The organism is Silvibacterium bohemicum (genome assembly GCF_001006305.1).
Lineage (GTDB): Bacteria > Acidobacteriota > Terriglobia > Terriglobales > Acidobacteriaceae > Silvibacterium > Silvibacterium bohemicum.
Map to the genome: position 1 here is coordinate 986,030 of NZ_LBHJ01000003.1, position 20,591 is coordinate 1,006,620.

Annotated in this window: 16 protein-coding genes; 11 read left to right on the forward strand and 5 right to left on the reverse strand. The window is 60.0% G+C overall.

What is annotated here, in order from left to right; translation table 11 throughout:
* The first annotated feature begins 40 nt into the window (after positions 1 to 40).
* Positions 41 to 2,941, forward strand: a complete 2,901-nt coding sequence (locus tag XX99_RS09625; protein WP_184084778.1) for a serine/threonine-protein kinase — start codon at positions 41 to 43, stop codon at positions 2,939 to 2,941.
* Between the two features lie 56 nt (positions 2,942 to 2,997).
* The gene (locus XX99_RS09630; protein WP_050059120.1) at positions 2,998 to 3,393 is read left to right on the forward strand and encodes a nuclear transport factor 2 family protein; all 396 of its coding nucleotides are present in this window, start codon (positions 2,998 to 3,000) and stop codon (positions 3,391 to 3,393) included.
* Between the two features lie 12 nt (positions 3,394 to 3,405).
* Here XX99_RS09630 and XX99_RS09635 read toward each other — a convergent pair whose 3' ends face one another.
* Positions 3,406 to 4,122: a DUF3108 domain-containing protein gene (locus XX99_RS09635; RefSeq protein WP_050059121.1), complete on the reverse strand. Its 717-nt coding sequence runs from the start codon at positions 4,120 to 4,122 to the stop codon at positions 3,406 to 3,408.
* Positions 4,123 to 4,289: 167 nt separating this feature from the next.
* On the opposite strand from XX99_RS09635, the gene XX99_RS09640 reads away from it, so the two are divergent.
* Both XX99_RS09640 and XX99_RS09645 read left to right on the forward strand, forming a co-directional pair.
* Positions 4,290 to 4,781, forward strand: a complete 492-nt coding sequence (locus XX99_RS09640; protein ID WP_050059122.1) for a heme-degrading domain-containing protein — start codon at positions 4,290 to 4,292, stop codon at positions 4,779 to 4,781.
* 103 nt (positions 4,782 to 4,884) lie between these two features.
* Positions 4,885 to 6,798 (forward strand): M61 family metallopeptidase, encoded by a 1,914-nt coding sequence (locus XX99_RS09645; RefSeq protein ID WP_050059123.1) that lies wholly within the window; start codon positions 4,885 to 4,887, stop codon positions 6,796 to 6,798.
* A gap of 337 nt (positions 6,799 to 7,135) precedes the next feature.
* Here XX99_RS09645 and XX99_RS09650 read toward each other — a convergent pair whose 3' ends face one another.
* The gene (locus XX99_RS09650) at positions 7,136 to 7,966 is read right to left on the reverse strand and encodes a hypothetical protein (RefSeq protein ID WP_050059124.1); all 831 of its coding nucleotides are present in this window, start codon (positions 7,964 to 7,966) and stop codon (positions 7,136 to 7,138) included.
* Between the two features lie 342 nt (positions 7,967 to 8,308).
* Between XX99_RS09650 and XX99_RS09655 the strand changes: the two genes are divergently transcribed.
* The 4 genes from XX99_RS09655 to XX99_RS09670 all read left to right on the forward strand — a co-directional run bounded on the left by XX99_RS09655 (position 8,309) and on the right by XX99_RS09670 (position 14,138).
* Positions 8,309 to 10,108, forward strand: coding sequence for a sodium:solute symporter family protein (locus tag XX99_RS09655; protein WP_082125468.1), 1,800 nt, complete (start codon positions 8,309 to 8,311; stop codon positions 10,106 to 10,108).
* A gap of 15 nt (positions 10,109 to 10,123) precedes the next feature.
* Positions 10,124 to 10,378, forward strand: a complete 255-nt coding sequence (locus tag XX99_RS09660; RefSeq protein WP_050059125.1) for a hypothetical protein — start codon at positions 10,124 to 10,126, stop codon at positions 10,376 to 10,378.
* A gap of 431 nt (positions 10,379 to 10,809) precedes the next feature.
* Positions 10,810 to 11,454 (forward strand): hypothetical protein, encoded by a 645-nt coding sequence (locus tag XX99_RS09665; RefSeq protein WP_050059126.1) that lies wholly within the window; start codon positions 10,810 to 10,812, stop codon positions 11,452 to 11,454.
* A 242-nt stretch (positions 11,455 to 11,696) separates the two neighbouring features.
* The gene (locus tag XX99_RS09670; RefSeq protein WP_050059127.1) at positions 11,697 to 14,138 is read left to right on the forward strand and encodes a serine/threonine-protein kinase; all 2,442 of its coding nucleotides are present in this window, start codon (positions 11,697 to 11,699) and stop codon (positions 14,136 to 14,138) included.
* A gap of 17 nt (positions 14,139 to 14,155) precedes the next feature.
* Here the strand turns inward: XX99_RS09670 and XX99_RS09675 are convergent, their stop codons facing one another.
* The 3 genes from XX99_RS09675 to XX99_RS09685 form a co-directional block, all read right to left on the reverse strand.
* Positions 14,156 to 14,524 (reverse strand): hypothetical protein, encoded by a 369-nt coding sequence (locus tag XX99_RS09675; RefSeq protein WP_050059128.1) that lies wholly within the window; start codon positions 14,522 to 14,524, stop codon positions 14,156 to 14,158.
* A gap of 204 nt (positions 14,525 to 14,728) precedes the next feature.
* A complete protein-coding gene (locus XX99_RS09680) occupies positions 14,729 to 15,175 on the reverse strand; it encodes a VOC family protein (protein WP_050059129.1) in 447 nt (148 codons plus the stop codon).
* A 104-nt stretch (positions 15,176 to 15,279) separates the two neighbouring features.
* Positions 15,280 to 16,200, reverse strand: coding sequence for a hypothetical protein (locus XX99_RS09685; RefSeq protein ID WP_050059130.1), 921 nt, complete (start codon positions 16,198 to 16,200; stop codon positions 15,280 to 15,282).
* Positions 16,201 to 16,659: 459 nt separating this feature from the next.
* On the opposite strand from XX99_RS09685, the gene eno reads away from it, so the two are divergent.
* The 3 genes from eno (at position 16,660) to gpmI (ending at position 20,452) form a co-directional block, all read left to right on the forward strand.
* Positions 16,660 to 17,952, forward strand: a complete 1,293-nt coding sequence (eno, locus tag XX99_RS09690; protein WP_050059370.1) for a phosphopyruvate hydratase — start codon at positions 16,660 to 16,662, stop codon at positions 17,950 to 17,952.
* A 73-nt stretch (positions 17,953 to 18,025) separates the two neighbouring features.
* Positions 18,026 to 18,685, forward strand: coding sequence for a DUF2059 domain-containing protein (locus XX99_RS09695; RefSeq protein WP_050059131.1), 660 nt, complete (start codon positions 18,026 to 18,028; stop codon positions 18,683 to 18,685).
* Between the two features lie 156 nt (positions 18,686 to 18,841).
* The gene (gene gpmI, locus XX99_RS09700; RefSeq protein WP_050059132.1) at positions 18,842 to 20,452 is read left to right on the forward strand and encodes a 2,3-bisphosphoglycerate-independent phosphoglycerate mutase; all 1,611 of its coding nucleotides are present in this window, start codon (positions 18,842 to 18,844) and stop codon (positions 20,450 to 20,452) included.
* Positions 20,453 to 20,591 lie beyond the last annotated feature (139 nt).

The window sequence follows — 20,591 nt, forward strand, 5'->3', positions numbered from 1 at the left end:
GGTTACACTTGGCTCACCCCGCTCCGTACTCCGTATGCAGATGCACGCCAGATTCGGACCTTATGAAATCGTCGAAGAGATCGGTCACGGCGGGATGGGGAAGGTCTATCGCGCGCGGGATGCCCGTCTCAATCGTGACGTGGCCCTGAAGGTCGTCGCCGAAAGCTATCTCGACAACAATACTCCCACTCCCATCACCCCGAGCCTCAGCTCTCACGAGCGATTCATGCGCGAAGCCCGTGCCTCGTCGGCGCTCAACCATCCCAATATCTGCACCATCTACGATGTCGGCGAGCAGGATGGCCAACCGTACCTGGTCATGGAACTGCTCGAAGGCGACACCCTCAAGCGCGTCATCCACGGGCACTCCCTGCCCCTCGATCAGCTTCTCGATTACGGCATCCAGCTGTGTTGCGCCTTGTCGGAGGCGCATGGCCGCGGCATCCTGCATCGCGATATCAAGCCCACGAATCTCTTCGTCACCCGCCGTAGCCAGGGCCACGGCATCCTGAAGGTCCTCGATTTTGGCATCGCCAAGTACAGCGCGCCCAGTCTGCCCGGCGATGCCACCATGTCCATGGCGGAGAACACCTTCAGCAGCTACGGCCTCACTCCCGGAACCGCGGCCTACATGGCTCCCGAGCAGGCGCGCGGAGAACCGGTCGATGCCCGCGCGGACGTCTTTGCGACCGGCGTCGTGCTCTACGAGATGGCCACCGGCTCCTCTCCGTTCTTTGGCGCGTCCATTCCGGAAATCTTCGCTTCGCTGCTCACCCACGAGCCGGAATCCATCCGCAAGCGCAATCCGCAATTTCCGCGCGATCTGGAGCGCGTCATCTTCAAGGCTCTAGCCAAGGATCGGGACAAGCGCTATGCCTCGGCCGCGGAACTGGCTGCCGATCTCACGCAGATTCAGGAGACCCAGCTGGGCCGCACCGGCGGAGGCACAACTTCTTCCAGACTCCGCGTCGCCAGCGGATACCATCCCCCCACTCCTCAACGTATCGGAGGATCTTCGGCAGGGAAGTGGATCATCGCCGCAGTGGCCATTCTGGTTTTGGCGGGCGTCGCGTATGCCGCCCTCTCCTGGTGGAAGGCGCGGCCTCGCCCCAAGCTGGCGCAGACCGATCCCATCATCGTCTCCGAATTCATCAATCGCACCGGCGACCCCGCCTTTAACGAAACGTTGCGGCAGGCGTTGAGCGTTCAGCTGCAGCAGTCGCCCTCGCTCGATGTGGTGAGCGACGAGCATCTGCGCGACAGCCTCGCCTATCTCGAAAAGCCGTCCGACGAAAAGGTGACGCCGGCCATCTCCCGCGAGATCGCCGAACGCGAAGGCATCAAGGCGGTGGTCAACGGAACGGTGTCCAACATCGGCAACGAATACCTGATCGCGCTCGAAGCCCAGAACGCGATGACGGGAGACGTGCTGGCGCGCGAGGCCGCGCAGGCCGATGGAAAAGGCCGCGTGCTCGATTCACTGCGCACGGCAGCGGAAGCACTTGCGCAACAGCTTGCCGCCTCGCTGCCCGCCGTCCCCAAGCCGGACGCTGTGTTGAAGCCCGCCACGACCTCATCGCTGCAGGCCTTTCGCGCCTATGCCCGGGGCGAGCGTCAACTGGCGCAGGCGAATTTTTCCCAGAGCGTCGGTTCCTATCAACAGGCGGTGGATCTCGATCCCTCCTTTGCCATGGCCTACGCGCGCATGGGCGTGGCCTACGTTGCCATCGGCAATCAGTCTCGCGGAAATGCCGCCATCTCCCGCGCCTTCGATCTGGCCAGCAAGGTCTCCGACCGCGAGCGGCTTTACATCCGCGTGCAATACAACCTCGACGTTACCGGGGATCTGCCCCAGGCCATCGACGCACTCCGGCTGTATGGACAGAGCTATCCGAACGAGCCCAAGGTTCCCACCGATCTCTCCGTCGCCTATCTCATCCTCGGCGAATACGAACAGGCCTACGAGCAGGCCGAGAAGGCCATTGGCATGCAGCCCAAGGCCGGGTCGGGATACGTCAACGCGATGCTGGCGCTCACCTCGCTCAATCGCTTCACAGACGCTAAGGACATTTATCAGAAGGCCGAGTCGCTGGGGCTCGCGGACGACGCATCGATACGCGGGACGTGGATCTTCACGGCTTATCTGCTCGGAGACAGCGCCGCGGTCCGGCAGCAGATAGACTGGGCGCGCGACCGCACCGATGGTTTTCTCCTCGATCTGCAGATGGCGCTGCTCGATGAGCACCAGGGGCGATTGCAGAAGGCCGCCGGCGAATGGCAGCGAGCCATCGACCGGATGACTCAGCAAAAGATGGAAAGCGCGACGGCGATGCCCATCGCGCAGCGCACGCTCGATGCGGCGCTCGCCGGTAATTGCGGAGATTCAACCTCTGCGCTGCAGCGCGCCCTGCAATTGGATCAGGATCGCTCCATGCAGGGAACCGCGGCCATCGCTTACGGGCTGTGCGGCGAGCCGGCGCGCGCCATGGACATCGAACAATCGCTGGCCAAAGCCTTCCCTCAGGACACGCTGGTCAATCACGTCTATCTTCCCGACATCGGTGCGGCCATCGAGCTGGGGCAGAAGCGTCCGCAGGCTGCGCTCGACGCTCTGCGCGCCGCCGAAGACTACGACACGCTAGGCATCGGCTCCTACCTGCGCGGACTCGCGCATCTGGCCCTGAAAGATGGCGCAGCGGCCGAGAGCGACTTCAACGTGGCGCTGGGTCATCGCAGCATCTTCGTGCTCTCCCAACAGCCGGGAATGAACGTAGCCTATCCGCTCAGCCTGCTGGGCTTGGCGCGCGCCGAAGCGCTGCAGGGAGACAAGGCCAAAGCCCGCGCCCAATACGCCGCCTTCTTCACCTACTGGAAGGACGCCGATCCCGACCTCGCGCCCCTGCTCTTCGCCAGGACAGAAGCCGCCGCGCTGGGCCCGTGATCCCAGCCTGCCGGATAATGAGAGTTGATCGCATGGCAAGCGTTACAGGAGGATGAATGCCAGACACTACGGCCCTTATTGAGCAGGCGTACTCCGCATTCAACAAGCGGGACATCGACGGTGCATTAGCACTGATGACGCAGGACGTGAGCTGGCCCAAGGCTTCGGAAGGCGGCAAGGTTATCGGAAAAGAAGAGATCCGCGCCTATTGGACTCGGCAATGGAGCGAGTTTGATCCCCATGTCGAACCGCTCGCAATCGCCGCGGAAGATGGAGGCAAGATCCGCGTCCGCGTGCACCAACTCGTCAATAGTCTTCAGGGGGATGTTTTATCGGACAGCGAAGTTCTTCACGTGTTCACCGTGAAGAACGGTCTCATCGCAGCCATGGATCTCGGCGATGAGGCAGATACAGCTGTTGGTCCGTCTGCCGCATTCGCACACCGGTCCTGAATAGCCATCCGCCTACTGAAGAGCTCCACAATCGCCGCCGATCCGTTGCGACGAAGGTCCAGCGGTATACGAAATCTCCAGTCCCGGATGGGTGGATACCGTGTATTCCACCTGCTCGGAGTGGCTGAGGCCGGCCTTCACCCTCCATCCCTGGAAGGTTCCCCAGGGAGTATGTTCCTCATGCTGGCCCAGCGCATCGACGTAAAACGTGCCCAGTCCGGAATTGTATTGATAGACGGGCAGCGTCATTGAAGCACCCGCGGTGAGCGGCAGTGCCGCGAACGTCTCTCCCCAAAGATTCCCATCCCATACCGGCCCGTTGATCGCTATGTCGATCGGCTGCTTCGTCGCGCCAGCCATCTTCCAGCCCGAGATGTGCCGGTCACTGTAATCAAGATGGACATGAGGCGAACCGTTGAAATCGGTATCAAGACGGATGGGCCGGAGATCGTCGCGTCGCAGCAAGAAGCTATCCCGCATATCGAATTTCCCGCTGTACAGATGCTGATGCACGACGATCGCCAGCGCATCGACTCCCAGGACCTGTTCGCGCGTAATGCTCTGGAAGGTAATACCGATTGGCTTCGGAACCCCTTGGTTCGGAGCCGTGATCGTGTAGCAGTATTGGCCGAGAGTCAGGAGTTTACCGTCAGGTGTAACCTGCGTAGCCTGGCCGAAAACAACCGATGCCGCCCAGACAAGATAAGACGCCGCCAGCTGTCGGAACATGCGTAGGTCCTCTGTTGATTCCTGGCGCGATTCTAGCCGGTCCCGCGGTTGCGCGGAAAGCTTTTAGACGCGTAGCCCGTGAATTCGAATTCCCGCTGCGAAAACTGTTCTCATGCCGATTCGCCCGGGAGTAGCGCCGATGCTAAAGTGGCTTTGAGAATCACTGCATGTCTATCGCCAAAGACCTCGCCCGCATTGCCGTTCAGGAACACGAACTCCAGTTCACCAGCTTCGACGAAGAAACCGCGTGGCGACTAGGCTCCCGCCTTCGTTCCTTGGCCGTCGAACGTGGAGGCAAGCTGGTCATCGACGTACGCCGCTTCGGGCAGCCGCTCTTCTATACTGCGCTGCCCGGCACTGCTCCCGACAATGTCGAATGGGTCCGACGTAAGAGCAACGTGACGGCCCGCTTCCACCGCAGCTCCTACGCCATCGGCCTGGAGATGGAGCAGAAGAGCTCCAATCTCTTCGAGCGCTACGGCCTCGCTGTGGCCGACTACGCCAGCCACGGCGGCTGCTTCCCGCTGCGTGTCTTGAACGCAGGCATCATCGGGTCGGTCACCGTCTCCGGACTACCCCAGCGCGCCGATCACGAGCTGGTAGTCGAAGCGCTCTGCCTCGAACTCGAGCGCAGCTTCGAGACGCTCCGGCTTCCATAATCACGCCGTCCGCCCGGGAAGCAAATCCACAAAACATATACATTGGATTTGTAACTCTGGAGAGCTTTCTGTGACATATTCATCGTTCTGCCGTAGGGGCGCTATGACGCTCTTCGCTGCCCTGTCCGTTGCCGCTTCCACTCCTGTACACGCCCAAAACTCCCCTGGCCCCCAGCCCATTCCTCTGCCGCCGCCCATCGCCACGCCTGCGGATGTGGCCTATCCCGGCACCCTCTCCCTGCTGGTCGATCTGACCGACGTTGTGCATCGTGTTGCGGAGGTGCATGAGACTGTTCCCGTCGCAGCCGGACCGCTGACCCTGCTTTATCCGCAGTGGATTCCCGGCACGCACTCGCCCACCGGTCCCATCTCGAAGATGGCCGGTCTGGTTGTAACCGCGAATGGCAAGCGCCTCGAGTGGGTGCGCGATCCGGTGAACGTGTACGCCTACCACATCGACGTGCCGCAGGGCGTTAAGACGCTGGATGTGAACTTCCAGTATCTGGCGCCGGTCAAAAAAGGCGAAGGCCGCATCTCCTTCTCGTCGAACTTCGTCGACCTTTCGTGGAACACCGTCGTCCTTTATCCAGCCGGATATTTCTCGCGGCGCATCCAGTACTCGCCGTCCATCAAGCTACCCGAGGGCTGGAAGTACGCCACCGCGCTCGAGACGAAATCGCAGAAGGGCAATCTCGTCCACTTCGACGACACGCCGCTGAACAAGCTGGTCGATTCGCCGCTCTACGCGGGCGTCAACTTCAAGCGCGTCGATCTCTCGACGGACAGCAGCAACAAGGTGTATCTCGATGTTTTTGCCGACACGCCGGCCGAGCTTGAGATCACTCCCGAGGAGCTGCAGCTTCACCGCAACATGGTGCTCGAAGCCAGGAAGCTCTTCGCCTCCCACCACTACGATCATTACGACTTCCTCTTCTCGGTTAGCGACATCATCGGCGGCGAAGGCCTGGAGCACCACCAGTCCAGCGAAGATGGCACCGTCGCCAATTACTTCACCGATTGGGCTGCGGGCGTTCAGCGCCGCGACCTGCTGGCCCACGAATACACCCACTCATGGGACGGCAAATTCCGCCGCCCCGCCGGTCTCTGGACTCCCAACTTCGATGTCCCCATGCAGGATGAGCTGCTCTGGGTCTACGAAGGCATGACCCAGTACTACGGCAACGTGCTGACCGCGCGCGCCGGCATGCGCACCCCTGAACAGGCGCGCGATCTTCTCGCTGGGGTCGCGGCCACCTTCGAGACCAGCCCGGGACGCAAGTGGCGTCCCATGGTCGACACCACCAATCAGCCGACCGTCTCGCAGCGCACGCCGGTAAGCTGGGTGAGCTGGCAGCGCCCCGAAGACTACTACACCGAGGGAATGCTCATCTGGCTCGATGCCGATACCAAGATCCGCGAGCTGAGCAACGGCCAGAAGTCGCTCGATGACTTCGCCAAGCTCTTCTACGGCGTGGACAACGGCAGCTACATCACCGAAACCTACACCTTCAACGATCTGGTGACGGCATTGAACACCGTTCAACCCTACGACTGGGCGAACTTCCTCAAGACGCGCGTCTACGATCTGCATCCCGAAGTGCCGGAGAACGGATTCACGCAGGGCGGCTACAAGCTGGTCTACAACGATCACCAGCCGGAGTGGATGAAGCACGGCGACAACCCGCGCGGAACCAGCTTCGCCACCTCGCTTGGCTTCAGCGTGATGGGCAACGGCGAGCTGGGATCGGTGGCCTGGGACGGCCCGGCCTTCAAGGCGGGCATCACGCCCGACATGCAGTTGGTAGGCGTGAACGATCAGACCTTCAGCGTCGCCGCTCTACGCGACGCCATCCTGTCGGCGGAGAAGGACAAGTCGCCGATCAAGCTGCTGCTGAAGCGGGACGACCAGCTGCAAACCGTCTCTCTCGACTACCACGGCGGACTACGCTATCCGCACCTGGAGCGGGTGGAGGGAACAGAAGACCGCCTCGACCCCATCCTCTCGCCATCGAAGTAATCTATCTGCCGCAGTCGCGGCAGATACAAAAGACGAATGGCCGGGTAAGCCCGGCCATCTTATTTCTGTCTCTCCTGCGCATAACCTAACTTCGACAGTGACATACTTGGCACACAAAAGTAATAGGCGCAATATGGCTACGTGGGGGCCTGAGGCACTTCAACAAGCGATTATTTACTTCATCGATCCTCTTAACAGCAGTTGTCTTTGAAGGTCAGTATTATCTTCGGGGGCTCGCCTCTTGGCCTTGATGAGTGGATGTGTGTTTTTGGGACGATTTGCAGCTGCAAGAACGGTGTCAGTTTTCTAGCTTCTGACCCTTCGTGGCACTCAGGCTTCACGGCTGAATCAACTCCTGATTTTGTTTATATTCCACGCAAACCAATGTTCCCTTGAAGCCTGGAGGTGTGTCTTCCGCAACATACGCATCAATCCCCGCATCCTTTAGTATCCACATGATCCAAATTGCCTGGTTGTGCGGGTCATCGCTATAAATCGCCACACCTGGGGCCGATGTATATATGAGGCTTCTTAATGCCTCCGCATGGCTTCCTTCCCATTTAGCAGACCAATGAGAATCCTTGAATATCTTCAGTAGGTGCATAGCTAGATTAGTAGACTCGCGATCTTCATAGAAGGCCGGCGCGATTCTGACCGTGGAATACTTGCTATCCCCAGAATGCTTCGCATATTCCGCTAACTTGTCATGCAAGCGATCTGCGTTCTCCGCGCTGATTATCCTATCTGGCACGGCTTCGCCTTTAGAAATCCCCGTATAGGCTTCGCGCCAATTCTCAGCTTTGGCCTGCGACTCTCTCAGAGATTGCCGATATCGGCTTTCGTTCACGGCAAAACCTTGAAGGCGTTCGATTGTAGTCACGCTTTGCTGGTGATCGGTATAAACCGTTCGTACAATACCGCAAGCAAAAATGGGGACATACCAGACGATATTTCCCCCAATTGCGCCTGCGAAAACGATGATGACATTTTGTTTCCAGTGCCTCATCATCTCAGCCTTCCCGCGAATTCGGAAGATGAAACCAGTAACAATGAGACCTGAAACAGCGGCAACGATCCAGGTCGAAGCGAATCCCAACGCGGTCGTACCTTGCCCGTTGAGAAAAATTTGCCACGATTGACGCAATAACCTGAGGAAACTTGCCCACATGCCGAAAGCCTATGCTTAGCGCTATTGTGCGGCAAGTGTATAGTCGCCTAACTCCTGCCGAGCGCATTAGGCATGAGAGCATACCGCTATGAAATCGAAAGACTGTCCCGATTGCCATCGTCTCAGTGAACGATATTGGACGCTTTCAGCTGAGCTTGATTGCAGGGGCTAGTGAGAGACACAGAAATCCAAAAAAAAAAATTCAGAAGTTCACCGCAATTCAATTTGACTGCAGCCGTTCTTCAGATCATTGCCCATCCCGATGAAAACGTGTACATTGACGCGAGATAACGGCGATTGTGGGGCTGCATTGTGGATTTGACGACCATCGACTGGCTCATCATGCTTCTGTACTTCGTCTTCGTGCTAGGCATCGGCTTTGCACTGAAGCGGTACATGAAGACCAGCAAGGATTTCTTTCAGGCCGGGCGCTCGCTTCCCGCGTGGATCTGCGGCCTGGCTTTCATCTCCGCTAACCTCGGCGCGCAGGAAGTCATCGGCATGGGCGCCTCGGGCGCCAAGTATGGCATCGCCACCAGCCACTTCTACTGGATCGGCGCCATCCCCGCGATGATCTTCGTCGGCGTCTTCATGATGCCGTTCTACTACGGATCGAAGGCGCGCTCGGTGCCGGAGTTTCTGAGACTCAGATTTGACGAGAAGACTCGCGCCTACAACGCCTGCTCCTTCGCCGTGATGACCGTCTTCTCTTCGGGCATCTCGATGTATGCCATGGCGCGCCTCATCCAGACGCTGCACGTCTTCGACTCGCTCTTTCTCAAGCTCAACCTGCCGGTGGGATGGATCTTCCACTTCGCCATCATCCTCTCCGCGATCATCGTGCTCGGCTACATCTTTCTCGGCGGACTTACCAGCGCCATCTATAACGAGGTCCTGCAGTTCTTTCTCATCGTTGCGGGATTCCTGCCGCTGGTATGGGTTGGCCTCAAAAATGTCGGCGGATGGAACGGACTGAAAGCCTCTCTGCCCGCGGCCTATACGCATTCCTGGCGAGGCATGACCAATGCCCATACCAATCCTTTAGGTGTGGAGTGGTTCGGGCTATCGATGGGGCTGGGCTTCGTGCTCTCCTTCGGCTACTGGTGTACGGATTTCCTGGTCATCCAGACGGCCATGGCCTCGGACTCCGAAGAATCCGCGCGCCGCGTGCCGCTGATCGCCGCCATCCCCAAGATGCTCTTTCCGTTCCTGGTCATCCTGCCGGGATTGATCGCCATCGCCACGCCGGCCCTCACGCAGCATGCCATGAATCAGGCTCCGACGCTGAATGCGCCTGCACGGCCGCAGTCGGCCAATGACCTGAGCGACCCAACCAAGCTGGGCAAGGGATTGATCCCCGCCAAGGTCGATCCGGTCAGCGGCAAGGTCATGACGGACGGGAAGGGAAATGCGCTGCTCGACTACGATCTGGCCATCCCCAACATGCTGCTGCACTACTTTCCCACCGGCATTCTCGGCCTGGGACTCACCGCACTGCTGGCCAGCTTCATGTCCGGCATGGCAGGGAACGTGACCGCCTTCAACACAGTGTGGACCTACGATCTTTATCAGTCCTACATCAAAAAGAACGCAGGCGACGCACACTACCTCAAAATGGGGAGGTGGGCGACGGTCGGGGGTATCTTACTCTCCATGGCCACGGCCTACGCCGCCGTGGGCTTCAACAACATCATGGATACCCTGCAGCTGGTCTTCTCCTTCGTGAACGCCCCGCTGTTTGCCACCTTCCTGCTGGGCATGTTCTGGAAGCGGACCACCGGCCACGCCGCCTTCACCGGGCTGGTGAGCGGCACGGTCGCCGCGATCATTCACCACGGCCTCACGCTGCCGGCCGACGCTCATCCCGGCATCCACGGCGGATGGATCACCGTCGTTCACATGTATCCCAGCGAGATGGCGCAAAACTTCTGGACCGCGATCTGGGCCTTCTCCACCAACTTCGTGCTCACCGTCATCATCAGCTTCCTGACCAAGCCGCGACCCGAGCCGGAGCTGGTGGGGCTGGTCTATTCGCTCACTCCCAAGCCGGTCGAGCATCACATGGCCTGGTACGCGCGTCCCAAGAACATCGCCGTAGGGCTGATCGCCATGCTCGTCGTACTCAACCTGATCTTCAAATAGCCGGAGGAGACACCGATGAACCTCGATCTGCGCATCCCCATGGGCCTGCTCTTCACCATCGTGGGAGTCATCATGAGCCTCTACGGATTCTTCACCCGCGGCAGCGTGATCTACGAGCGCTCCGCCGGCATGGACATCAATCTCATCTGGGGAGTGGTGATGCTGGTCTTCGGAACCACCATGTTCACACTGGGACGCCGCGCCGACAAACGCCCGCGTACCCAACCGGCAGAGGGCACCAGCCGCCCCATGGGCCACGGCGGCCACTGAAGGGGCTAGAAACTAGACTCCGTTGCTGTCTTTCAGCACCCGCTCAGAATTCGTCATCCTGAGCGAGCAAAGCGAGTCGAAGGACCTGCAGTTTGTCAGTGCCCTCACCATGGCTGGGCCTCAGCCTCGGACTCCGCCATTTTCCGTCCCTTACTCCCGCGCCGACATACTCTCCTTACACGCAGGATGCCCGCAGTCACAGACGATCTCTTCGACGCTGCGCTTCGCGCCCTCGCACCACGGGCCGCAAAATATCCTGCCTTCCTCCACCAGGCAGCGGCACGATTGATGGCCGCACCTCTTTGCTTCTGTCGTCATCGTTTCTCCTATGGGAAGTTTTGATGCGAAATGTACCACCCCGGAAAGTGGTAGCTGTTTCGCAAAGTTTCTGATTGGTGTGACTACCCTATTCATGCAAGAATCTGATCTTCATGTCCAAGGTTCAGGCACTCAACGTCGCAGCGCCCAGCGAGATCGGACGAAGAACCCGCAAAGCGGTTCCTCTGCCGGGAAAGATCTTCGCCCTGCTCTGCATCCCGCTGGTTGGCGTTGCGGTGTACTACGCTCCGGCGCTGACCGCGTTGGGATGGCACGTGGTCCATGGCAATGCCGTTAAGTATCGCGGCCTGCGGGTGCAGGTGCCCTTAGGCTGGACGGCGGACATGAACCAGGCAGGCGACGATTTTCAGGCGAATCCCCAGGGAGTCACCCTGCAGAAGCCGCCCAAAACCCTGAATCTCGAGGCGCGCGGACCGGAACTGATCTACGTTAACCTCCTCCTGCCCGATGCTCGCAGCACCCCGCAGCAGCAGGCCGAGGAGTGGAAGAGCCTCTTCCGCCAGTCGCATCCCATCTCGGACTTCAACGTCGCTGCGCCGGCAGACCTTCCCTCCGGAATCGATTGCCTCGAGGCGAGGCCGCGATCGGTCTCCCGCGATATGCCGGCAGGTGCCGCGCTGGCCTGCATCTCGCTGCAGCAGGGATGGCTGGCCAACTACGCTGGAACGCGCGGCAATGTGCCGCTCTTCCAACAGATCATCGCGAACCTGAAGCCTACCGCAAGCCCGAAACCTTAATCGGCGAACAGAAACCTCAATCAATTCGTCGTCCGGAGCGCCCCGAAGGGGAGTCGAACAGCGTGCCCTGAGCTCGCCGAAGGGACCTGTTGTTCGCTCGGAGCGCCACGGCTAATTTCAAGCGTGTGCAATCGCCGCCAGTTTCACAAGAGAGCACGTCAAAAAGCTCCGTGTCACAGCGGAAATCCAGCATCTGCCGGTTAGCGTAACGCGAGCCGCTTCTTCGTTAAACTAAATCCAGAATGAAACATCGCATGATCGAGCACTATGAGCTGATCCGCCGTCTGGGCGCGGGCGGAAGCGGCATCGTTTATCTGGCCAACGACACGTTGCTGATGCGGCCGGTGGTGCTCAAGGTGCTGAAGCGCGGCGCGCTTACGCTCGAGCAGATGCGCAGCACGGTGTTGCGTGAGGCGCGCATGGCCTCGGCCATCGAGCATCCCAACGTCTGCGCCATCTATGAAGTCGGCGAAGAGGGCGAAGACTCCTTCATCGTCATGCAGTATGTGCCCGGCCAGTCGCTCGACAAGCTCATCGCGCGCGGCCCGGCCAGCCTGCAGCTCATTCTTTCGGTAGGGATTCAGATCGCCGACGGACTTAGCGCGGCCCACTCGCTGGGCATCTTCCACCGCGATCTCAAGCCAGCGAACGTCATGCTTACCGATGGCGGCCTGGTCAAGATTCTCGACTTCGGCCTGGCCCGTCGCCTCAATCCGGAAGAAGCCGAGTTCGATCCGGCCAAGCCGACCCGGCGCAAGGTCGGCTCTGCCGCCGCAACCTACACCGCGCGCGGCGGGACCATCGCCTACATGGCTCCCGAGCAGTTCGTCACTGGCCACAGCAGCGTGCAGAGCGATCTCTGGGCGCTGGGCGTGATCCTCTATGAGCTGACTGCCGGCCGGCATCCCTTCGCCCGGCCTGATATGGACGAGTTCCAGAGCATCCGCGCCATCCAGTTCCATGACCCCGCATCGCTCGACGCTCCCGCCGAGCTGAGCTCGCTGATCTTCCGCTGCCTGCAGAAGATTCCCGCCGAGCGCTATTCGAGCGCCGCGGATGTGCGCGAGGGACTGAAGACCATCATGAAGGCGCTGCAGATCGAGACCGGAATCATTCCCGGGGACGCTGCCGCCAACCTTCCGCCGTCAACAGCCGAGGCCGAGAAGCGCGCCACCGGCCTGCTCTCCATGCTCGCCGAGCGCTTTCGCGAATCGGGGGACACGCAGGAGAAACGCAACACCATCCTCGTGCTGCCGTTCCAGAACTTCGGACCGTCCGAGGTCGCTCCGCTCTACGGCTTTGCCCTGGCCGACGCCATTGCCGCGCGCCTGGCGCGCATGTCATCCCTGGTGGTGCGGCCGTCGAGCTCGCTCATGCACCTTCCGCTGGCCCAGATGGACCCCATGTCCATCGGGCACAAGTTGCTCGTCGAGTGGGTGCTGGCGGGAAATTTTCTGCGTTCGGAGAAAGGCTTCGATCTCAACTGGCAGCTGCTCAACGTTCCCGGCGAGAGCGTGCGCGCCGGCGGTGCGATCAGCGTGCCGTCTTTCGATCTCATTGCGGTGCAGACCGAGATCTGCAATGAGGTCTTCGCCTCGCTGCAGGGCATTGGCCAACTCAGCCAGCAGCCGGAGCGCGCCAATCCGCATGCGCAGCCGCTGGCCGAAGATCTGTCCGAGGAATATCTGCAGGCCCGTGCCATGCTTTCGTCGTTCATGCAGCGCACCGGCAGCCGCTCCGATCTGGATCGCGCCCGCGAGCTCTTCGAAAGCGTAACCGAGCGCGATACAATCTTCGCTCCTGCCTTCACCGGCCTGGGCATCACCCATTTGCAATATGTGCGTCACGGCTTCGGCGGCCGCCTGCATGTAATGGCCGCGCGCCGCGCCTTCGATCGCGCGCTCGAGATCGATCCCGGCTCCGTCGAGGCCAATCTCTACCGTGTCTATATGCTGCTTTCGCGCGGAGAGAAGGAGAGCGCCCGCCACGGCATCGAAAACCTGCTCAACACCGCCGCCAATGACTGGAACGTCCACATGGTAGCGGGTATGACGCTGCGCATCGACGGCATGTATGAGCAGGCGCTCGAGCAGTTCAACCGCTCGCTCAGCCTGAACCCCTCCAATGCGCCGATGATCTACAACCACCGCGCCCGTGTGTATCAATATCAGAACCAGCTCGAGCTGGCGCAAGAAGAATTGGACAAAGGACTCACCCTGGAGCCCAGGCATCCGCTGCTGCGCACCTCGGTCGCTTATCAGCACATGCGGCAGGGAGATCTGCGGCAGGCTATCGCCATTCTGGAAGAGGTCATTCGCGACGACGACAGCATGAGGATCGCCTATCCCACGCTGGCCATGTGCTATGCGCAGGTCGGTGAGCGCGATCGAGCCGCATCCATGATTGAAGAAGATTCAATGGCCGCCGCGGAAGCCGACAGCGAAATGGCCTATCGTCTGGCAACCTATTTCGCCGTTGATGGCGACGAGAGCGAAGCGCTGCACTGGCTGCGGCGGGCGATCTATCTCGGCAATGAAAACTATCCGTGGTTTTCCAAAAATCCGGCATGGAATCGCCTGCACGGCCACGGAGACTTCGAGCGCATTCTTGAAGATCTGAAGAAAACCTATCGCCGCAACCGCAAGAACTGGAAGCGCCTGCTCGAACAGGTTCCCCGGAATTGAATAATTAGTCGGGAAGACTACGATGCGACGCGCATGGAGATCGCTTCGACACAGGCCCTGAGCGCTCGCATTACACGTAGCGTGCCGCCGCCTTCGGAAGGCCGGGCTCCCTTTTCATCAGAGGAATTCTTATGCCTGGATTCTTTCCTGGGGCGGGGAAGCTCCACAACTTCATGCGTCCCACGCAGCACGTTGAGCAGGTCGAGCTGCGGGACGTGAACCACAACGGGAGTAATCACGCTGCTTCCGCTCGCCTTTGTTTCTGCATTCGAAGGCACGACAAACGGCTTGCTCTGTAATGGAATGCTGCCAATTTCTCCATTTGCACCGGACAACGGATCGATCGTGTTCAGCTTTGGTTGGGCATTGAAAAGAGCCTGATTCATCGTCTGCACTCACCACCGGGATTGAACAACTCTCCAAGGGGTGAGATGCGGCCGCTCTCCAAATAGGTAGTCTGCGAACGCCCGTAAAGAGCCGCGTCATCTTGCCATAAAAGAGCCAATCATTCCAAGCGAAGCTAAAAATCTCAGCGATGCCGTACCCCGATCCCGGCCCGAGATTTTCTCAAACCCTTGCAACATGCAGATTTACATCAATTGCTCCAGCTCTTCCTTCGTCATGCCTTTGATTCGGGTGCCGAGATACCAGAAGTAGCCGAAGGGATCCTTCACCCCCGCCATGCGGTCGCCGTAAGGCTGATCGGCGGGCTCTCGCGTGGATGTTGCTCCCGCCGCGAGAGCCTGCTTGTACATTGCATCGCAATCGGCGACATAGACCATCAGGCTGACCGGCGACCCGCCGAAATGCTCTACGCTAAAAGCTTCGAAGCTCGCATTTTCATCCGCCATCATCAGGCAGGAGTCGCCGATCTCAATCTCGGCATGGCCGATTCTGCCATCCTTGCCCGCCATGCGCAGGCGTTCCTTTGCTCCGAAGGCTTTGGTGTAGAAGTCGATGGCCTCACCCGTGCGCTTGAAGATGAGATAGGGCTGAACGCTGTGGTATCCCTCAGGAACAACCTTGGCTGTGGACATGGAAACCTCCCGCAGCACGGAAGTCTACAAGAGCCAACCAATCACTCGAGCAAATAAAAAGGGGGATGCCATAGGCATCCCCGGTCAGTATCGAATGAAGCAGGTTAGTTACGTGTGGGAGTAAGCTCCATGGGTTCGCTAAGGCTGAAGGTGACCACCGAGCCGGAAGGCACTACCGCGGCTGCGGGATGCTGCATGAGCAGATGCGCCGTGATAACGGTGGCGCCGATGCCCGCTCCGATGAGAGCGCCGTGCGGTCCGGCAAAGTGCGCGCCTGCAATGGCTCCGGCTCCAATGCCCACGCCGTACTCCGCTGTGTCCTTCTTCCACTGCGAGCTGGGCTGGATGCCGCCTTCACTGTCAGTGCGGGTGCCCGGAGCCTTGGACTGGATGACCTGCGCATAAAGATGATAGGCCGTGCCGTCGGGCAGCAGGATCATGTCCGGCCGAAGATGAAGAGTCGCCGCGCCAGTGAAGTGATGCCCCTGGCGGACGCTGATTACGCGCCCCTTGAGAATCGAGCCCGGAGGAATGATGATCCGGCCATCCTTGAAGACCGCGGTCGTCACTTCGCCGCGAAAGGGTGAGCCGGCAGTCGTATCCACGGTCGAAAGCCGCTCCGTGAGCCGTACCCGAACATTGGTTCCTTCAGGCAGCTCATTGCCGGAAGAGGGAATTACGCTGACGATGCCCGCGTCTGGATTGGGGCGGGTCTCACTGGGACGTGTTTCCAGGACCGCGCTGTTTGGAGCCGGATCGGAATACTGTGCCGGGCTCGCTACTGGCGAGGAGCCCACAATGTCGTCGTCCGGGTTATAAGCGGGTTTGGAAACAACAGCAGTTGGCGGTGGGGCCGGAGCTGCATCCGGATTGGCTACGATGGAGTCGTCCGGCGGCGGCTGTGACACGCCCTGATAGGGGTCTGAAGCCGGCTGGGTTGCCTGCTGTCCATAAGCCGCACCGGTGAGGGTGACTGCCGCTGCGACGATGAGTCCCGGTGTCCATCCATGGAGAAACTGCTTCATAGCTACCTCATTTGCATCGAAATCGATTGAGCTTTCAAGTGGCCCGTCAGTCCCGGTAAGCAGATGGCGCAAACCGCGCGCTCTTTCTGCAAACCCGCAATCTTTCGAAGCGTTGCCAACCCGCGTCAAAATCGCATGAAGAGATGGAATGACAATCACTTCTGAACTGTGATGGTTCAAGCGTAGCCGAGGCTTGGCTTGTAAACCAGTAGGCAAAGCGCCTGCGAACCATAGCCGTTACCGGCTTACGTTACATTTCTGCGAATGCGGCAGCCGGAGAAATGCCGCGCCGCTCTTTGTTAGAATTGCGAGGACCCCACGGAAAGAAAGCGGAAGGCCTGTAACCACAGTATGACGAGCTTCATCGACACAATCAGCGGAGCGTCCGGTGAATCCATCCTCGTCGATCGCCGCCCGAAACTCAAAGACCGCTTACAACACCAGATATCAAGGAGTGACATGACGGAGATTGCTGCCATCCATGCGCGCGAGATTCTAGATTCGCGCGGAAACCCGACCGTAGAAGCCGATGTGGTGCTCGAAGGAGGCGCGATGGGTCGCGCCGCGGTGCCCAGCGGTGCCTCTACCGGCGAACACGAGGCAGTTGAATTACGCGACGGCGACAAGTCGCACTACCTGGGCAAAGGCGTCCTGCAGGCCGTCGAGAACGTAGAAAGCATTCTGGCTCCGGAGTTGACCGGCATCGACGCTGCCAATCAGCGCCTGGTCGACGCGACCATGCTGTCGTTGGACGGTACGCCGAACAAGAGCAAGCTCGGCGCAAACGCCATCCTGGCCGTTTCCATGGCCGTGGCGCGGGCCTCCGCCAACGCTCTCAACATCCCGCTCTATCGCTATCTTGGCGGCGTGAATGCTTCGGTGCTGCCCACGCCGATGATGAACATCCTCAACGGCGGCGCACATGCCGACAACAATGTGGATTTTCAGGAGTTCATGGTGATGCCGGTAGGCGCGGAGCGCTTCTCCGACGCGCTGCGCTGGGGCACGGAAGTCTTTCACACCCTGAAGGGCGTGCTCAAGAAGCGTGGATACAGCACGGCAGTTGGCGATGAAGGCGGATTCGCACCTTCTCTCAAGTCCAATGTCGAAGCCATCGAACTAATCCTCGAGGCCATCGAGCTGGCCGGCTACAAGGTGGGCGAAGACATCGCCATCGCGCTCGATCCCGCAGCCAGCGAGTTCTACGACAAGGAGAGCGGCACTTACATCTTCAAGAAGTCCGACAAGAGCCAGAAGACGAGCGAAGAGATGGCCCGCTACTGGCAGGAGTGGACGCGCCAATATCCCATCGTATCGATCGAAGACGGTCTGGCCGAAGACGACTGGCAGGGCTGGCGCTATCTGACCGAGCTGGTCGGCCAGCGCGTGCAGCTGGTCGGCGACGATCTCTTCGTCACCAACACCGAGCGCCTGCAGCGCGGCATCGACGAGGGCATCGCCAACTCCATCCTGATCAAGGTGAACCAGATCGGCACGGTGAGCGAGACGCTCGAAGCTATCGACCTGGCGCGCCGCTACGGCTACACCTCGATCATCTCCCATCGCAGCGGCGAGACGGAAGACACCTTCATCGCCGACCTTGCAGTGGCCACGGGCGCAGGGCAGATCAAGACCGGCTCCGCTTCGCGCACCGACCGTATCGCCAAGTACAACCAGCTTCTGCGCATTGAAGAAGAGCTGGGACAGACGGCTGAGTTCCTCGGCCTGGAAGCGGTCAACTTTGGCGAGTAGTCCTCTTACCGGCGCGCAGGCCAATCCACAACCTGCGCGCCTCTCAACCCTTCAACCCATGACTGGAGCAAACATGCGGACGGCTATCCTGTCCCTGAGTTGTACTCTTCTGGCGGGATCGGCCTTCGCTCAATCGGCAGCCCCCGCTAAGCCCTCCACTCCCGCCGCCACCGCGGCCCCCGCCGCAAAGGCGCCTGTTTCCACGGCTCCCGCCCACCCGCTCACCGACGCGCAGGCCCAGAAGATGCTCGAAGTAACCGGCGCGGACAAGATGAAAGAGCAGATGGTCCATGGCATGACGAACTACTTCCACTCCAGCCTGCCCTTTGCGCCCAAGGATGTGACCGACGATCTCCAGCAGTCGCTCGAAAAGGACGATCTGAACGCCTCGATCATTGCCATCTACAAGCAACACATCTCGACGGAAGACGCCGACAGCATCATCGCCTTCTACAAGACCCCCGCTGGCAAGAACATGATGGAGACCCTGCCGGAGGTTCTGCAGCAGTCGCAGCAGGCGGGCATGACGATGGCGCGGAAGACGGCGCAGGACGTGGTCAGCCGTCATCGTCCGGAGATCGAAGCCGCGGCCAAGCAGTATCAGCAGGAGCACGCGCCCAAGCCGGCGCCGTCGCTCAATGCGCCCGGTGCCAGCGCTGCCCCCGGTTCGAGTTCCGCTCCCGCTGCGAAGCCGGCGAGCCCCGCAACGACGACACCTGCTCCTCAGCAGTAGCAGAACGAAGCAGCCGATCGGCTACCCATCCTCTCGTGAGTTTGCGAGAGGATGGGTAGCATTTGTTTCGATTCTTTGAACCACAATTCTGAGCGCCGCGAAGAATCTCAGCACGCCGAGCTTCCATCGAAATCACCAACAGCCGCTGGAGTAGACATGTCAGTTCGTACCCGCCCCATCGTCCTCACCATTCTCGATGGTTGGGGCTATCGCCCGCAGACCGAAAACAATGCCATCGCTCTCGCCCGCAAGCCCACGTACGACAAGCTGCTCGCCGAGTATCCCAACACGCTGCTCCACGCCTCCGATCATTTTGTCGGGCTGCCCGACGGGCAGATGGGGAATAGCGAAGTCGGCCATCTGAATATCGGCGCGGGCCGCGTGGTGCGCATGGATATCACGCGTATCGATGCGCTGATCGCCGCGGGCGAATTCGCCACCCAGCCTGTGATTGCCGACGCGTTAAAGCGCGCCGCCCAGGGCGGACGCCAGCTGCATCTCTTCGGCCTGCTCTCCGACGGCGGCGTTCACTCGCATCAGAACCATCTCTACGCGCTGCTCGCAGCCGCCAAGCTGCAGGGCGTGGAAAAGGTCTTCGTACATGCCTTCATGGATGGGCGCGACACGCTGCCCACCTCAGGCGCGGCATATCTTGCCAGCCTGGAACAGAAGATGCGCGAATATCAGATCGGTAAGATCGCTTCCGTCTCGGGCCGGTACTACGCGATGGACCGCGACCGGCGCTGGGAGCGCGAGAAGCTTGCCTTCGACGCCATGGTCACCGGCAAAGCAGAGGGCGGAGCCTACGCCGATCCCATCGCTCGCGTGAAAGAGTCCTACAACAACGACGTCACCGACGAATTTATTGTGCCTTTCGTAGTTACAGATGAGCATGGACATCCGAACGGAGTCATCCGCGACGAAGATGTTTGCATCATGTTCAATTACCGCGCCGATCGCGCGCGGCAGATTACGCGGGTGCTGGTCCGCAACAGCGGCCTTACCAAGCAGCAGGGACGCGATCTCCCCGGCGCCGACGATCTGGACCTCGTAATCCCACGCAATGAAGTCCCCAAAAACCTGCACTACGTCTGCATGACGCAGTACGACAAAACCTTCACGCTGCCCATGATTATCCTGCCCGAGTCGATGGAGAATCTGCTCGCCAACATGCTGGCCAATGCCAACATGCGTAACCTGCGCATCGCCGAGACCGAGAAGTATGCGCACGTGACCTACTTCTTCAACGGAGGCATCGAAACTCCGTTTGCGGGAGAAGACCGTCTGCTCATCCCGTCGCAGAAGGTCGCGACCTACGATCTCGCTCCCGAGATGTCTGCGGCCGGCATCGCTGAGGTGGTCATCAAAGCCGTTCAGGACACGGCCTTCGATCTGCTCGTCGTGAACTTCGCCAACGCCGACATGGTCGGTCACTCCGGCAAGCTGGCTCCGACTATCAAGGGCGTCGAAACCGTCGATGCCTGCCTGGGCGGCATCTATCAGGCGATTCGCCAGTACGGCGGCTCAATGCTGATCACCGCCGATCACGGCAACGCCGAGATGATGGTCGACCCCAAGACCGGCGGCCCGCACACCGCGCACACGACGAATCCGGTGCCGTTCATCTACGTGAGCGAGGATGCAGACCAATACACCCTGCGGCCGGACGGCTCGCTGCGCGATATCTCGCCGATGATTCTAAATATGCTGAAGCTCGACGGGCCGGCACAGATGACGGGCGTAGATTTACGCCAACGATTGAGCTAGCAGAAACCACTGCATCAAGACCGGATGCCCCACATCTCGCGTTTGAGATGTGGGAGACCACTGCTGTCTTGGATACAACCGAAATAAGCGCCGAAGGCGCAATTGCCTGGACGGCGAGTCCTGCCCCACATCTCGCGTT

Bases quoted from the DNA above. Each gene is read 5' to 3' on its own strand.
- gpmI (WP_050059132.1), top strand. From the start codon at position 18,842: ATGTCAGTTCGTACCCGCCCCATCGTCCTCACCATTCTCGATGGTTGG.
- XX99_RS09650 (WP_050059124.1), bottom strand. From the start codon at position 7,966: ATGTGGGCAAGTTTCCTCAGGTTATTGCGTCAATCGTGGCAAATTTTT.
- XX99_RS09630 (WP_050059120.1), top strand. From the start codon at position 2,998: ATGCCAGACACTACGGCCCTTATTGAGCAGGCGTACTCCGCATTCAAC.
- XX99_RS09635 (WP_050059121.1), bottom strand. From the start codon at position 4,122: ATGTTCCGACAGCTGGCGGCGTCTTATCTTGTCTGGGCGGCATCGGTT.
- XX99_RS09655 (WP_082125468.1), top strand. From the start codon at position 8,309: ATGCTTCTGTACTTCGTCTTCGTGCTAGGCATCGGCTTTGCACTGAAG.
- XX99_RS09685 (WP_050059130.1), bottom strand. From the start codon at position 16,200: ATGAAGCAGTTTCTCCATGGATGGACACCGGGACTCATCGTCGCAGCG.
- XX99_RS09695 (WP_050059131.1), top strand. From the start codon at position 18,026: ATGCGGACGGCTATCCTGTCCCTGAGTTGTACTCTTCTGGCGGGATCG.
- XX99_RS09665 (WP_050059126.1), top strand. From the start codon at position 10,810: ATGTCCAAGGTTCAGGCACTCAACGTCGCAGCGCCCAGCGAGATCGGA.
- XX99_RS09675 (WP_050059128.1), bottom strand. From the start codon at position 14,524: ATGAATCAGGCTCTTTTCAATGCCCAACCAAAGCTGAACACGATCGAT.
- XX99_RS09640 (WP_050059122.1), top strand. From the start codon at position 4,290: ATGTCTATCGCCAAAGACCTCGCCCGCATTGCCGTTCAGGAACACGAA.
- eno (WP_050059370.1), top strand. From the start codon at position 16,660: ATGACGGAGATTGCTGCCATCCATGCGCGCGAGATTCTAGATTCGCGC.
- XX99_RS09670 (WP_050059127.1), top strand. From the start codon at position 11,697: ATGAAACATCGCATGATCGAGCACTATGAGCTGATCCGCCGTCTGGGC.
- XX99_RS09660 (WP_050059125.1), top strand. From the start codon at position 10,124: ATGAACCTCGATCTGCGCATCCCCATGGGCCTGCTCTTCACCATCGTG.
- XX99_RS09645 (WP_050059123.1), top strand. From the start codon at position 4,885: ATGACGCTCTTCGCTGCCCTGTCCGTTGCCGCTTCCACTCCTGTACAC.
- XX99_RS09680 (WP_050059129.1), bottom strand. From the start codon at position 15,175: ATGTCCACAGCCAAGGTTGTTCCTGAGGGATACCACAGCGTTCAGCCC.
- XX99_RS09625 (WP_184084778.1), top strand. From the start codon at position 41: ATGCACGCCAGATTCGGACCTTATGAAATCGTCGAAGAGATCGGTCAC.